Raw genomic sequence first — 13,868 nt, forward strand, 5'->3', positions numbered from 1 at the left:
GTCAACGCGACCTCAGTCCGCGGCTAACCTCCTGGCCGCCGCGATCGCCACCTCGATTGAGGCCGCCTCTGCCGCCCGGAACCTCTGCGCGGCCTCTTCCGGCGGCAGCTTCTCCCGCAGGATGTTGGAGTCAATCGCCAACACCGCGCCCGCCCGCGCGCGCCGGACCTGCGCCACTATGAAGACCGTTGCGCATTCCTGCTCGGCCGCGACGACGTGCCCCTGCGCCGTGAGCAGTTCGGTGAGCGAGGGGTCCTTGCGGTAGAACGCGTCGCGCGACGTGGCCACACCCACGTACGGCCGGTGGCCCAGGCCGCGGGCCACGTCAATCAGTGCCTGAGTCACAGACAGATCCGCGACCGCAGGGAATCCCAGCGGAAGGTAGGCCAGCGCGGTGCCCTCGTCGCGGTGGGCGGCGGTGACGATGGCAAGGTTCCCGACCTCGATCTCGGGCTGCCGGCCGCCTGCGGAGCCCACCCGGATGAACGTGTCCGCGCCGAGATTGCACAGCTCCTCGACCGCGATCGACGCGGACGGCCCCCCGATGCCGGTGGAGCAGACCGAGATTGGTACGCCACCGGCGGTTCCGGTGAATCCCAGGTACTCGCGATTGCGTATCACCTCGCGGGCTCCTTCGAGGTGCGCGGCGATGCGCTCGGCCCGGGCCGGGTCGCCCGGGATGAGGACCGTGCGTGCCACGGCACCGGTGGTGACTCTCAGGTGACGCTGAGGAAGTTCATCGCTCATGGCTCATCCTCCGTGACAAACAGATCCACAAGGCGACCGCGGAGGACGTCCACCAGCCCGCGATCGGTCAGTTTCAGCGCAGGGCTGACCGCGAGAGTCAGGACTGCCAGGGTCATGATCGGCGAGCGGTGTTCGAATCCCAGGGCTGCCAGCGCCGACCGGAACGCCGCCACCTGCTCGCCGACCACGCGCACCGGCTGACCGGAAACGATTCCGGCCACCGGCAGAGGGACACCCGCCAGCACCTCGCTGCCGCGTACCGCGGCCATGCCGCCGCCGTGCCCGACGACCCAGCCGGCGGCCGCAGCCATCTCGGCGGCGTTGCGCCCGACCACCAGCAGGTTGTGGCTGTCGTGCGCCCAGGTGGTCGCGATCGCTCCCTCACGCAGCGCACCGCGCACCAGCCCGTAGCCGGCGCTCCCGGAGCGGCCGTGGCGCTCGAACACCGCGGCCAGACAGAGACCGCTCGATTCCCAGTCCAGGCGACCGTCCACCAGGGGCAGCGTGGTCTCCGCGGCCCGCGTGTAGGTGGTTGTGGCGTTCATCTCCATCACCCGGACGCGCGCCGCGCTGCGTCCGACGGCCGGTCCCGCGCGAGCCTTCGCAAGGCCCGCGGGCGCCTCCACGCGGAAGCGTTCGATCCCGGGCGCCGGGATGCGCACCGTCCCCAGGCCGGCAGCGGGTGCGGGTCGCACCGCAACCACTCCGGGCAGCAGGCGTCCCTCCTCGGCCACGAGCACGCCCCGGGAGAAGACCGCGTCCGCCCGAAACTCCTCCAGGTCCCTGACGAGCACCAGGTGCGCAACCAGCCCGGGCGCGATCGCACCGCGATCGTAGAGCCGCATCCGGCGCGCCGGCGCCAGCGTGACCGCGCGGATTCCCTCGACCGGATCCAGCCCCATCCGGACCGCCTCGCGCAGCACCAGGTCCAGGTGCCCGCGTGCCAGCAGGTCGTCGGGAAGGACGTCATCGGTGACCAGGCACAGGTTGAGGGCGCGGGCCGCGCCTTGGCAGGCAGCCAGCGTGTCCGGCGCCAACGACTTCTCCTGAAGCTGCAACGTTACTCCGCTGCGCAGCCGTTCCAGTGCGAGCGCCGGTGTCACGAAGGTGTGGTCGGAGTCTATCCCCGAAGCCACGAACGCGGCCAGGTCCACGCCGGTCAGGTTGGGCGCGTGGCCCTCGATCACGGTTCCGGCACCCAGCGCCTCTTCCAGGATTGCCGTCATGCGGGCGTCGCCTGCGATCACCGCGGGGTAGTCCATCACCTCGCCCAGCCCGACCACTCCCTGCCATCCCAGCGCCGTCGCGACCTCCCCCGGGCCAATGCTTGCGCCGGAGGTCTCCAGCGCGGTTGCAGGGACGCAGGACGGCACCTGCATGAACACGTCCAGCGGCAGGTTGCGGCTCTGCTCGATCAGCAGGCGTATGCCCTCCAGGCCCATCACGTTCGCGATCTCGTGCGGGTCCGGCGTCACGGTAAGCACGCCCAGCGGGACAACCGCCTCTGCGAAGGCCGGCGGAAGCACCATCGTGCTCTCGAAGTGCAGGTGGCAATCCACCAGCCCTGGCACCGCGAATCGGTCTCGGCCTTCGATGATCTGGTGCGCAAGCGGCAGCGGGTCGCCGGGCGCGAGGATGCGGCTGAACAGCCCGCCGGCGATGCCGATGTGCCCGCGAAGCACCTCGCCGGTGAACACGTTGACCACGCGCACGTTGGTTACGAGCAGGTCGAACGGCCGCCGGCCGGCTGCGGCCGCCGCGGCGATCTGATGTGCGGTGATCTCAGGGCGCATCACGTCCTCCGGCTCCTGTGGCGTCGGTCGGATGAGCCGCGGTAAGCACGGCGGCCAGCCCCGTTGCCGCCAGCAGCACGGTCGCAGCCGCGACGAAGGCGGCGCCGAATCCCCGCTGGTCTATCACGAACCCAACCAGCAGAGGTGCCACCATCGCGCCGACATCCGCCATGGTGCGGTTGATCCCCAGGGCCACGCCCCAGTGTTTCTCGGGCACGACATCGGTGACAAGCGCGATTACGAGACTGCCTCCCAGGTTGGCCCACGAGACGAGGGAGACCGCGAGGACCACTCCCAGCGGGGAGCCGACGCCCAGGAAACTCAGCACCGAGACCCCCAGCGCAAAGAGGCCGGTCAGAATCACGCGCCGCGTTCCAAACAGACCTGCCAGACGGCCGCTGGCCAGCGCCGCGCCAAACCGCTGGATCGTGCCGATCATCAGAATGGCGCCGATCGCCGCTGGCCCGAGGTGTATCTCCCGGGCGGAGAACAGCGGGATTAGCGTCGCGATGACCCCGCCGTGGAAGAAGAACAGCGCCATCATGATGATGCCGGGGCCGAGGATGCTCCGAATCTCCAGCGGGGCTCCGCCAGAGGGATCGGTCTGCGCCGGCGCAACAGGACGATCGGCCGTAGGATCTGCCAGCCGGCGGCCTGCCCCCAGCGCCACGGTCCCGGCGATCACCGCGAGGACCAGCGAATACCGCCACGACAGCCAGCCGGCCACTGCGCCGCCGAGCGCCGGGCCCAGGGCCGTGCCCGTGAGAGCTGCGATCTGGTGGTAGCTGAACAACTGCGCCTTGTTGTCGAGCGTGGCGACCTTGGAGATCCAATACTGGATCGTGATGAAGAACAGCGCGGACCCCACGCCCATGATCGCCCGCCCAACGAGCACGACGGCGAACGAAGGCGCCAGGGCCACGGCGACCCCTCCTGCGGCCAGGATCGCGCCGCCCGCGGCCAGCATCGCCGGCAGGGCGGAGCGGGCCACGAGCCGGCCCATCGGTACGTTCACGAGCAGCCGGATCCCGTGGTACACCGACAGCGCAAGTGCCACGCTGCCGGCAGAAACCCGGAACTCCCGCTGCACCTGCGGCAGGAGCGGGCCGAAGACGGAAACGCCTATCTCGAATCCCACGAGGATGAGCAAGAGCGGCATTATGACCGCCGCTCCTTTGCTCACGCGGATGGGTGTTACGCGGGCCACGATTCCGGTGTCCGCTACGAGCGAGGGTTGGGCGAAGAGGGCGGCGGGGCCTGATACGGCTTCATCTCGTAGAACTCCGGCGGTGCACCCGGGTTGCCCCTACCGTCCTTTGGACCGGGCTTCAACTGGTAGAGCCGGCCCTCGTGGTAGAACAGGATCACGGGCTCGCACTCTCTCTGCTGTGGCTGCTGGCGCTGGCTGTCAGGTCCGGGCAGGGGGATAAACTCGCGCATCTCCAGGGGCTGCTGGTCTGGCCGCGGCGCCTGCAGAATGGACTGAGAAACGGTGGCCGCGGTCACCGGCGCCGCGCGGTCAGAGGCCTGGACCGCGGTATAGACAACACCACCCGCCCCGACCGCAACGACCGCCAGCAGTAGCCAACCTGCCCCCCTGAACATCGCTTTCGCCCCCTGCTACTGCGCCCTGCCTGCGTAAAGGGTAGCACAAATGCGGCAGGTGTTCAGCAGCCAGCCGCAGGAACTACCTCCGCCGCCGGGTAATGTGGAATGGGATCAGATTGCCGAGGTGAACGATGACGGACGAACACGCCGCCTTCGCAGACCGCGTCACCCGTATGCGCGACCTCCTCGCGGCCAACCTCTCCGAGGACTGGCCCAACCTGCCTGTAGTCGGCGGCGAAGGCGCATTTCTGTTTGGCCTGGACGGCCGGCGCTATCTCGACTTCGTCGCAGGGTTTGCCGCGTGCAACCTGGGTCACCGCCATCCCCGCGTGGTCGCTGCGGCCAAAGCCCAGATGGACCGGCTCATCCACGGCGCGATCGGCCTGGTCGCGTACGACCCGGTCCTGCGCTTGAGCGAGGATCTGGGGCGGATCACGCCGGGCGATCTCAACGCCTTCTTCTGGGGCAGCAGCGGCACGGAGGCCGTGGAAGGCGCCCTGAAGTTGGCGCGGTACGTTACCGGCCGGCCGGCCATCGTGGGCTTTATCGGCGGCTTCCACGGCCGGTCGTTTGGATCAACCTCGGTCACCGCGTCCAGCGCCAAGTATCGCCGGCACTACGAGCCGCTGCTTCCCTCGATCTACCATGTGCCGTTCCCCTACTGCTTCCGCTGCCCGCACCGCACCGGCCCCGGATGCTGCGGCGATCCCCTCGCTAGTCTGGACCGGCTGTTCCAGTATGTGGTGGACCCAGGCGAGGTCGCGGCGGTGATCGTTGAGCCGATCCAGGGAGAGGGCGGCTTCGTGGTGCCGCCGTCGGATTTCCTGCCCGGCCTCCGGGACCGCTGCAGCCAGCACGGAATCATGTTGATCTTCGACGAGATCCAGACAGGGTTCGGCCGCACCGGCGCGATGTTCGCATCCGAAACATTCGGTGTCACGCCGGACATCCTGGCCCTTTCCAAGAGCATCGCTTCCGGTTTCCCACTGAGCGCGGTGGCCGCCAGCCCAGACCTGATGCAAAGATGGGGTCCTGGCACGCACGGGACGACCTTCGGCGGCAACCCGGTGTCGTGCGCAGCGGCGATTGCCACCCTGGAGGTGTTCCGGGAGGAGGGCGTCCTCGACGACGCCCGCGCGCGCGGCGAGGAGGCGATGGCTCGGCTGGGCGATCTTGCCCGGCGATCGCCGTTTGTGGGAGACGTTCGGGGAAGGGGACTGATGATCGGCCTGGAGTTCGTGGATCCCTCCGCGGATGGCGCGCCCAACGGCGACGCCGTTCGCAGCGTCCTGGAGGGATGCCTGCGGCGCGGCCTGCTCCTCTATCCGGCCGGGCAGTCCGGCCACGTGCTGCGGATCACCCCGCCGCTGACGGTGAGCCGCGCAGAGCTCGACGAGGGGCTGAGTATCCTGTCAGAGGTGGTCGCCGCGCTCTAGCCGCCCGACGGCGCGCCGACGGGGCGCTCTAGCCGCCCGCGGAGCCGCCGCCCGTCGGGCGCTCCTCGTCCAGCACCCGCAGCGTCTCCTCCCGGATCAGGCCGTGCACCCGCTGGCGCAGCGCGATGAACTCCGGCGTGTCCATAACGCTCACCTCGCGCGGCCTGGGAAGCGTGACCGCTACCTCGGTCTTGATCCGGCCTGGGCGAGAGGTCATTACGTAGATCCGATCGGAGAGCAGTATCGCCTCGTCTATGTCGTGGGTCACGAACAGCACGGTCTTATGCGTCTGCTCCCAGACCCGCAGCAGCAACTCCTGCATCACCGAGCGCGTCTGCGCGTCCAGCGCGCCAAAGGGCTCGTCCATCAGCAGGATCGCCGGTTCGTTGGCCATCGCGCGCGCAATCGCCACGCGCTGCTGCATCCCGCCCGAGAGTTCCTTAGGGTAGGCCGGCTCGGTGCCCCGCAGGCCCACCAGGTCCAGGTAACGGCGCACCACCTCCTGCCGCTCCTCCGCCGGAGTGCCGCGCAGCCGCAGGCCGAACTCCACGTTGCCCTGCACCGTCAGCCAGGGAAAAAGCGTGTAGGACTGGAACACCATGCCGCGGTCGGCGCCCGGGCCCTCGACCGGGCGGTTGTCGAGCAACACCTCGCCCGAAGTCGGCCGGATCAGTCCGGCCACGATGCGCAGCAGCGTTGATTTGCCACAGCCGGAGGGCCCGACGATCGAGACGAACTCCTCGTCGCGGACGCCCAGGTTGAGATGTTCAACGGCCGTCACGGTGCCGCCCCTTCGGCGGGTGAAGACCACGCTCAGGCCGCGGATGGCGAGCTTCAGATCTTCGGCGACCACGGCAGCAGCAGCTTGTGAAGGCGCTTGAAGGTCAGGTCGAAGACGAAGCCCAGTAGGCCGATGGTGAACAACCCGACGAAGATGCGGTCGGTGAACAGACCGCGGCCGGCGTCCAGGATCATGTATCCCAGCCCGCGGTTGGCCGCGACCAGCTCGGCGACGATCAGGTAGGTCCAGGCCCAGCCCATCGTGATGCGCAGGTTGTCCATAACCCCCGGCAGTGTGGCGGGCAGGAGCACACGGCCGAAGACGTCGGCGCGGCTGGCGCCCAGCGTGTAAGCGCTGTCGAGCAGGTCCTTTGGCACGCCCGCGGACACGTCCGATATCAGCAGGATCAACTGGAAGAACGTGCCGATGAAGATCACCGCCACCTTCTGCGAAGTGCCGATCCCGATGTAGAGGATCAGCAGCGGGATCATCGCGCTTACCGGCAGGTAGCGGACGAAGTTCACCACGGGTTCCACAAGGGACTCGACGAACTTGAGGGTGCCCATCAGGATACCGAGCGGCACGGCCAGTAGCACGGCCAGCACCCATCCCGTGACGATTACGCTGACGCTGGCCCAGGTGTGCTCGGCCAGGCTGCCGTCCGCGATGAGCGCGGCCGCGGCCCGCACGATGTCAGACGGCGACGGCAGGAACAGGGGGGTGACGAAGCCGCCGTAGGTCAGGATGGCCCACAGCGAGAAGAGCCCTGCGGCCGACGCGCCCACCCCTGCCAGGTACGCGCTGCGGGAGATCGGCTCGTGCGGCCGCAGGATCTCGCTTAGCCGGGCCAGCAGCCCGGGTCGGTCTCGTTTCACCGCCCGGAGCGTCTCACTTCCCTACGAACGATGGATCCAGGATGTCCGCCGCCTTGATTCCCTTCATCCCGGCCTTGCCCAGACCGGTCCACAGGTCAATGGCGAACTGCGCGGTCTTGTAGCCGATCCCGGGCTTGTCCTTCGTGCCGAAGAACTCCTGGGAGGCGGCCAGATCGTAGTAACGGATGCCGGTCAGCGTCTCCGCGAAGACCTTGGTATCCTTCAGCCAGCCGCCGACCGCCTCGGCCATGATCTTGTTGCTCTCGTCCGGGTTCTGCTTCCAGTAGTCCACGGCGCGATGCCAGGCCCGCACGAGGTTGGCCATGTCCTTGGGCCGGGCCTTGATCACGTCCTTGCGGAAGACCAGGACGTCCACTATCAGGTTGGGCGTGGCAGAAGAGTCAACCAGGATCTTGCCGTGCGGCGCCTGCTTGCCCTTGGTCAGCCAGGGCTCCCAGGTTACCGCGGCGTCCACCTTGCCGGCCACGAACGCCGCGCCCGCGTCCCCGGCGGTCATGTTGACCGCGGTGATGTCCTTTAGCGAGAGGCCGGCCTGCTTGAGGAGGAAGGCCAGGAAGAAGTGGCTTACCGAACCCTCGCTGAATGCCACCTTCTTGCCCTTGAGATCCTTGACTGATGCGATCTCCTTGCGCGCGACGATGCCGTCGCCGCCCTTGGAGTCGTCCATCGCGAGAATGGCGGCCATCTGGAAGTCGGGCTTGACGCGCTGCACCACCGTGTCAATCGTCGTCATGAGCCCGTCAATGCGCTTGGCGGCCAGCGCCACGTACCGGGGCTTGGTGTCCTCCATCAGCACAAACTCGACCGAGGTTCCCAGCTCCTTCAGGAAACCCTTCTTCTCCGCGAGGAAGAGCGGACCGTAGCCCACCCAGACCGGATATCCTATCTTGAGCGGGGTCTGGGCAGGAAGGGGCGCGGGCCGGACGAGCACGCCCGCTACCAGGGCCACTGCCAGGAACAGAGCTATCCGACGTGCTTTCATCTTGCCACCTCCGAGTAAGACACCTTGCCTGCTTAGAGCCAATCCGGTGGATTCCCTGCCAGCATGCCCTTTGCTTCTTCCCGAGACCCACGGTAGGGCCCGGGGTGTTCCATTTTCAGCGAGGTGACCGCGGCGGCCATCCGGCACGCCTCCTCTGGTGATGAGTCCAGCCGCGAAGCCGCGTACGTGGCAAAGCACGTGTCGCCCCGGCCGGTGCGGCCGCGCACCACCCGGGGAGTGAACGCGGCCTCAACGAACGTTCCTTCCGCGCAGACGAGGATCCCGCCCGCGTGCGTCAGCACGACCTCCCGCGGCCCCAGCGCGGCCAGGGCTTCCGCCGCCTTCCGGAGGTCGGTCTGGCCTGTGAGCACTTCGGCCTCCGCGTCGTCGGCCTTCAGGAACGCGACGCCGGCGAGGTCTGACGCCTTGCCGGGCCAGTCCACGGTGACCAGCGCGTCGCCCTGCCGGACCCGCACGAACCCCTGCACGTCGAGCCCGACCGGCCCGCGCCCAGCCAGTTCGCCCACGACATCACGGGCAACCTCACCCGCCATCAAGGGAGTGATGATGGTGACGCGCGTGTCCAGGCGAGGGATCTCCCCGGAGGAGAATGGACCGGCGAACGCCAGGGGCCGGCAGATCCGCCGGTCCATCTCTTTGCCCGGATAGGTGTTCTCTATGCCGGTGGTCTCTGGAGCCGCTACCGCGTGGACGCTTATCCCCTCGCTGCGCAGCTCCTCCAGCAGTCCGAAATCGTCCGGGTGGAGGCGAGTGACGACCGCGACGCTGAAGCCGAGCCGGCGCAGCGCCATCGAACCGTAGTAGACCCCGCCCCCGGACGCGATCTCCGTGACCCCACGGAAGATCAACCTGTCCTTGGCGAAGTGCCCTACAAGCGCGACGTCAATCACTACGGCTTCTCAATCTCTACGGTTTCATCGAGGCGATGAACGTGTCAATGGGGATCATGGGCAGCGTCTGGATCTTCACGCTGCCCCGCGCGCCCAACTCGATCGAGACCCGCGCCACGACCTCCGAGCTGGGCGCTTCCAGGATAGTAACGAAGTCGAACGGGCCCAGAACGGCATACTGCGCCAGGATCTTGGCCCCCCAGGCCTCGACCTCCTTGTTGACCTCCTTGATCCGGGCCGGGTTCTTCCTGATCGTCTCCGCGCCCTCGTCCGTCAGGTTGCTGAGCATCAGATAGGCACCCATCCGCCACCCCTCCTGGTGTTTCGGATTCCCTACACCCACCTCGATTCGATAGGAGAGGGCTGTTTACCCCCCGAATGTTCCCTACATGCCTACTCCAGACGATACCCGCAACAGCGATATCCTTGCCAGCCGCAGGGTGCCCGCGGACCAGGTCCGCTGGACGTGCCTGCCGGAGGACCTGCCGTTTGAGACCACAGCCAATCTCCCCTCCGGGGAGAGTATTGTTGGGCAGGACCGTGCTGTCCGGGCGCTCGATTTCGGTCTGACCGTCTCCCAGCCCGGCTACAACATCTTCGTGGCCGGACCCGTGGGAACCGGACGGACCACCTATACCCAGAGCCGGGTGCAGCAGGTCGCCGCCGCCCAGGAGGTGCCATCCGACTGGATCTACGTGCACAACTTCCAGCATCCCGATCAGCCCATGGCGATCTCACTTCCTCCGGGTGAAGGGTCCCGGTTCCGCCGCGGGGTCGAGCGCCTGGTGGACGAACTCAAGGATTCGATACGCAAGTTGTTCGCCAGCGAGACGTTCGAAGCCAAGCGCAGCGGGGTCGTCCAGGCCTTCGAGCAGCAGGCGAACACGATCTGGCGCGACCTGGAGGCGGAGGCGCGGCGCCTGGGCTTCGCGCTCCAGCGTACGCCCGTTGGCATAGTAACGATCCCGATCGCGCCGTCCGGAGAGCCGCTGGCAGACGAGCAACTGGCCCAACTCACCGCGGCCCACCGCCAGGAGCTTGAGCGCCGGGCGCGGGCGCTGCAGGAGAGCGTGGGCGATGCCACCCGCAAGGTGCGCGGCATCGAGCGGGAGGCGAAGGAGGCGGTGCAGGAGCTGGAGCGCTCCGCCGTTCTCTCGGTGGCCAGCCACGCGGTGGAGGCGCTCAAGCAGCACTACGCCGGCCACGAGCGGATCGTTGGGTGGCTGGACCGCTTCCTTGCCGACGTTGTCGACCGCCACGACGACTTCAAGGACGAGACGGCCCAACAGCCGCAACTCCCGTTCATGGCCCGGCGGGCAGAGTTCACGCGCTACCAGGTCAACCTCCTTATTGATAACAGCCAGACCCGGGGCGCGCCGGTGGTGCTCGAGCTGAACCCCACCTACTACAACCTGTTCGGCAAGGCGGAGTTTCGAGGCGAGTTCGGTGCCATGGTCACCGACTTCACCATGATAAAGCCCGGTGCCATTCACCGCGCCAACGGGGGCTACCTGATCGTCCAGGCACGGGATTTGCTGGTGGCGCCGTTCTCGTGGGACGGCCTGAAGCGCATGCTGAAGAGCCGCGAGGTACGCATAGAGAACATCGCCGAGCAGTACGGGTTGTTCGCTGCCGCGACGCTGCGCCCTGAACCGATCCCTCTGAACGTCAAGGTGATTGTCATCGGCGCCTCCATCATCCACCATCTGCTGTACCAGCTCGACGACGACTTCCCCAAGTTGTTCAAGATCAAGGCCGACTTCGACGTGGACGTCGAGCGCACCAAGACCGCGATGGTCGAGTACGCGCAGGCGATCGGGACGATCTGCCGCCGGCAGGGGCTGCTGCCCTTCGACCGCAGCGCCGTGGCCCGCACGCTCGAGCAGAGCGCGCGGATCGCCGACGACCAGCACCGGCTTTCGATGCGGTTCAACGAGATGGTGGACGTGATCTACGAGGCCGCGGCGTGGGCGAAGACCGAGGGGGCATCGGTGGTGTCGGCGCCTCACGTCGTGCGCGCGATAGAGGAGCGCATACGGCGCAGCAACCGGATCGAGGAACGCATCCGCGACCTGATCCGCAACGGGCAGATCCTGGTCAGCGTGGACGGGTCCGCGGTGGGGCAGGTGAACGGGCTGTCGGTCCTGATGCTGGGCGACTACGCCTTTGGCAGGCCGTCGCGGGTGACCGCGCGCACATTCGTCGGCGGCCGGGGAGTAGTCAACATCGAGCGCGAGACCCAGATGTCCGGCCGCATCCACAGCAAGGGCGTGTTGACGCTGTCGGCCTACCTGGGCGGGAAGTTTGCCCGGCGGCGTCCGCTTTCCCTCAATGCCTCGATCACATTTGAGCAAACCTATGAGGAGGTCGAGGGGGACTCCGCCTCATCCACCGAGCTGTACGCGCTGCTCAGCGACCTGGCCGGGGCGCCGATAGACCAGGGGATTGCCGTCACCGGCTCCGTGAACCAGAAGGGCGAGATCCAGCCGATCGGTGGGGTCAACGAGAAGATCGAGGGCTTCTACTACGCGTGCAAGACGCTGGGGCTGACCGGCAGGCAGGGCGTGCTGATCCCCCACCAGAACCTGCGCAACCTGATGCTGAACGACGAGGTGACCGGGGCTGTTCGGGAAGGCAAGTTCGGCATCTGGGCCGTGCGCTCGATTGACGAGGGCATCGAGGTGCTAACCGGGCTGCCCGCGGGCCAGGCCGACGAAGCGGGGAGCTACCCCGAGGGTACGCTCAACTTCATGGTGGCTCAGCGTCTAGACGAACTGGCGGATCTGCTGCGCCGGTTTGCGCCCCACCGCGCGGCGCGCGACGAGGCGAGAACCCGCGAGGAAGGTGCGGACAAGGAGGCGCTGCCCGACGCCACCCCGGACGCTCCGGGCACGGACCCGCCGGAGGCCGGCTAGTCGAGCGTCGGCAGGTCCAGCAGACCGCCGGCTAGTCGAGCGTCGGCAGGTCCAGCAGACCGCCGGCTAGTCGAGCGACGGCAGGTCCTGCAGGCCGCGCAGGGTCATTATCTGCCCCACGTGATAGCTGTCGTGCGCGATGTAGGGCGCGAGCCGTTCCAGTTTCTTCTCATCGGCGGTGCCGATGGCTTCCGAGACCTGCCGGTGGGAGTCCGCGAACCGGCTGCGCGCGGTCTGCCAGGCATCGTCACTGACCTCGGAGGGCTCTTCCCAGTTGCGGCGCTTGATCTCATCCTCGCCCGGCTTGTCCCCGGCCATTGCGCGCAACGCGTACTCGCGCCAGAAGAGGATGTGGTGGAGGATCTGCCAGATGGAGTGCCGCTGCGGCGCGCTCTTCCAGGCCGCCTGTTGCGCCGTGAGTCCCTCCAGCGCTTTCCCCCATCCCACGTGATACAGGCCCTCGGTCCAGGCCCTCTGCCACAAATCGAAAAGCCACTGCCGGTCGGCCATCACATGCCCTCCTTTACCCTCGTCCTGGTCGGCACGATGTAAAGGCCGTGCACCCGCCTTCGACAACCATCTCCCGGGCGGTATCCGCGCCGCCGGCTCCGGCCAGGTTTCCCTGCGGCACACGGGGCGGCTGACGTACCGTTGCTCCCTTCCGGGCCTGGCGGGGTTGGTCAGTTCCCGTTGCACAGGACCCGGCCCTCCTTGCTGCGCGCGCGGGCCTGGCCCCACGAGATGGCGCCTCTGGGCGGGAGTTCAGCCCCGCTGTAGCGGATTGCGGGTACAGGGAACCGCTAGCTCCCCACCTAGCACGGCCACAGGCATCATACCACGATCAGTCGGTGGAAGGACCGTTGCATCGTGCCACAATCGGCCGGTGCGCGGATGGGCGCCCGCGCCGGCCTGCAGGAGTTCCTCATCCAGCCGCCGAAGTGCGTTCCGCTAGATGGACTTTATATCATCAATCGGAACGCCAGCGCTACCCTGTAGGAGCACGACAGTGTCGAGCGTCAGGGCAGTGACCAGAGCTCTGGACATCCTGGATGCGCTGGCAGAAGGCCCACTCTCGACCGGCGAGATCGCGCGCCGCATAGGCCTCCCCAAGACGACCACCCACCGGTTGCTCGCGACGCTTGAGAACCGGGGGTGCGTGTTTCGGCCGCATCCGACTGCCGAACTCCAGCTCGGACCGCACCTCCTGCACCTGGCCATGCGGGTGCGCGTGGTGACGGACCTGCGCGAGGCCGCCATGCCGGTGATGCGCTGCCTGCGTGACCAGTTTGGAGAGACGGTGAACCTCAACCTGCTGGTGGGCAACGAGCGCCTCTGCGTAGCCTCAATCGAAGGCATCCACGAAGTGCGCTCTGTCGGAGTGGTGGGCCAGCGCTCGCCGCTGCACAGCGGGGCCGCGGCGCGCGCCATTCTTGCCTTTCTGCCCGATGAGCGCATTCAGGACTACCTGGCCGAGGTCCCTCTGGTCAGGATGACCGACAACACAATCACCGACCCGGCCCGGTTGTGGGAGGCCGTGAGAGAGACCCGCCGGCTGGGCTATGTCGTGACCACCGGCGAACGGAATCCAGGGGCGACCTCGGTCGGGGCACCCGTGCGGAACGCCTCCGGCGAGGTCATCGGCAGCATCAACATTACAGGGCCGACCACGCGCATGATTGCGTACGCGGCGGACGCCCTCTCGGGCGCCGTGGTTGGATCTGGGGCGTCGGTTTCGCGCGCCCTGGGGTATGTGCAGTCCTCGAACAAGCGTGCCATTCCAAGAGGAGGGGGTATGTAGC

Annotated in this window: 13 protein-coding genes and 1 other RNA gene; 3 read left to right on the forward strand and 11 right to left on the reverse strand. The window is 67.6% G+C overall.

Going from position 1 to position 13,868, the window contains the following annotated elements:
- Positions 1-12: 12 nt before the first annotated feature.
- From FJX73_05890 to FJX73_05905, 4 genes are read right to left on the reverse strand one after another with little or no spacing between them, the layout of a single operon-like run.
- On the reverse strand, positions 13-747 hold the full coding sequence (locus FJX73_05890; GenBank protein ID MBM3470307.1) for a nucleoside phosphorylase: 735 nt from the start codon (positions 745-747) through the stop codon (positions 13-15).
- Positions 744-2,540, reverse strand: coding sequence for an adenine deaminase (locus FJX73_05895; GenBank protein ID MBM3470308.1), 1,797 nt, complete (start codon positions 2,538-2,540; stop codon positions 744-746). Before FJX73_05895 ends, FJX73_05890 begins: the two co-directional genes overlap by 4 nt.
- Complete coding sequence (locus FJX73_05900) at positions 2,530-3,723, reverse strand: MFS transporter (GenBank protein MBM3470309.1); 1,194 nt, start codon at positions 3,721-3,723, stop codon at positions 2,530-2,532. Before FJX73_05900 ends, FJX73_05895 begins: the two co-directional genes overlap by 11 nt.
- Positions 3,724-3,761: 38 nt before the next feature.
- On the reverse strand, positions 3,762-4,145 hold the full coding sequence (locus FJX73_05905; GenBank protein ID MBM3470310.1) for a hypothetical protein: 384 nt from the start codon (positions 4,143-4,145) through the stop codon (positions 3,762-3,764).
- A gap of 134 nt (positions 4,146-4,279) precedes the next feature.
- Here FJX73_05905 and FJX73_05910 point away from each other — a divergent pair, with 134 nt between their 5' ends.
- Positions 4,280-5,584 carry an aminotransferase class III-fold pyridoxal phosphate-dependent enzyme gene (locus FJX73_05910; protein ID MBM3470311.1) on the forward strand — a complete coding sequence of 435 codons (1,305 nt, stop codon included), beginning with the start codon at positions 4,280-4,282 and terminating at the stop codon, positions 5,582-5,584.
- 28 nt (positions 5,585-5,612) lie between these two features.
- On the opposite strand, the gene FJX73_05915 is transcribed toward FJX73_05910, so the two are convergent.
- The 5 genes from FJX73_05915 to FJX73_05935 are packed head-to-tail and all read right to left on the reverse strand — an operon-like array spanning position 5,613 to position 9,458.
- On the reverse strand, positions 5,613-6,422 hold the full coding sequence (locus tag FJX73_05915; GenBank protein MBM3470312.1) for an ABC transporter ATP-binding protein: 810 nt from the start codon (positions 6,420-6,422) through the stop codon (positions 5,613-5,615).
- Complete coding sequence (locus FJX73_05920) at positions 6,419-7,198, reverse strand: ABC transporter permease (protein MBM3470313.1); 780 nt, start codon at positions 7,196-7,198, stop codon at positions 6,419-6,421. Before FJX73_05920 ends, FJX73_05915 begins: the two co-directional genes overlap by 4 nt.
- A gap of 55 nt (positions 7,199-7,253) precedes the next feature.
- A complete protein-coding gene (locus tag FJX73_05925; GenBank protein ID MBM3470314.1) occupies positions 7,254-8,243 on the reverse strand; it encodes a transporter substrate-binding domain-containing protein in 990 nt (329 codons plus the stop codon).
- 32 nt (positions 8,244-8,275) lie between these two features.
- Positions 8,276-9,154, reverse strand: a complete 879-nt coding sequence (locus FJX73_05930) for a carbohydrate kinase (protein MBM3470315.1) — start codon at positions 9,152-9,154, stop codon at positions 8,276-8,278.
- A gap of 16 nt (positions 9,155-9,170) precedes the next feature.
- Positions 9,171-9,458, reverse strand: a complete 288-nt coding sequence (locus FJX73_05935; protein MBM3470316.1) for a GYD domain-containing protein — start codon at positions 9,456-9,458, stop codon at positions 9,171-9,173.
- A gap of 85 nt (positions 9,459-9,543) precedes the next feature.
- Between FJX73_05935 and FJX73_05940 the strand changes: the two genes are divergently transcribed.
- A complete protein-coding gene (locus FJX73_05940; protein ID MBM3470317.1) occupies positions 9,544-12,069 on the forward strand; it encodes an ATP-dependent protease in 2,526 nt (841 codons plus the stop codon).
- 66 nt (positions 12,070-12,135) lie between these two features.
- Here FJX73_05940 and FJX73_05945 read toward each other — a convergent pair whose 3' ends face one another.
- Together FJX73_05945 and ffs are read right to left on the reverse strand one after the other, a co-directional pair.
- Entirely contained in the window at positions 12,136-12,579 is a 444-nt protein-coding gene (locus tag FJX73_05945; protein ID MBM3470318.1) for a DinB family protein, read from the reverse strand.
- A 45-nt stretch (positions 12,580-12,624) separates the two neighbouring features.
- Positions 12,625-12,890, reverse strand: an RNA gene (gene ffs / locus FJX73_05950) — signal recognition particle sRNA large type.
- A 131-nt stretch (positions 12,891-13,021) separates the two neighbouring features.
- Between ffs and FJX73_05955 the strand changes: the two genes are divergently transcribed.
- Positions 13,022-13,867 carry an IclR family transcriptional regulator gene (locus FJX73_05955; GenBank protein ID MBM3470319.1) on the forward strand — a complete coding sequence of 282 codons (846 nt, stop codon included), beginning with the start codon at positions 13,022-13,024 and terminating at the stop codon, positions 13,865-13,867.
- Position 13,868: the final 1 nt, after the last annotated feature.

The sequence above is a fragment of the Armatimonadota bacterium genome (assembly GCA_016869025.1).
Lineage (GTDB): Bacteria > Sysuimicrobiota > Sysuimicrobiia > Sysuimicrobiales > Humicultoraceae > VGFA01.

Coding starts and splice junctions, on each gene's coding strand:
- FJX73_05925 (MBM3470314.1), bottom strand. CDS start 8,243: ATGAAAGCACGTCGGATAGCTCTGTTCCTGGCAGTGGCCCTGGTAGCG.
- FJX73_05895 (MBM3470308.1), bottom strand. CDS start 2,540: ATGCGCCCTGAGATCACCGCACATCAGATCGCCGCGGCGGCCGCAGCC.
- FJX73_05910 (MBM3470311.1), top strand. CDS start 4,280: ATGACGGACGAACACGCCGCCTTCGCAGACCGCGTCACCCGTATGCGC.
- FJX73_05955 (MBM3470319.1), top strand. CDS start 13,022: ATGGACTTTATATCATCAATCGGAACGCCAGCGCTACCCTGTAGGAGC.
- FJX73_05935 (MBM3470316.1), bottom strand. CDS start 9,458: ATGGGTGCCTATCTGATGCTCAGCAACCTGACGGACGAGGGCGCGGAG.
- FJX73_05940 (MBM3470317.1), top strand. CDS start 9,544: ATGCCTACTCCAGACGATACCCGCAACAGCGATATCCTTGCCAGCCGC.
- FJX73_05945 (MBM3470318.1), bottom strand. CDS start 12,579: ATGGCCGACCGGCAGTGGCTTTTCGATTTGTGGCAGAGGGCCTGGACC.
- FJX73_05890 (MBM3470307.1), bottom strand. CDS start 747: ATGAGCGATGAACTTCCTCAGCGTCACCTGAGAGTCACCACCGGTGCC.
- FJX73_05905 (MBM3470310.1), bottom strand. CDS start 4,145: ATGTTCAGGGGGGCAGGTTGGCTACTGCTGGCGGTCGTTGCGGTCGGG.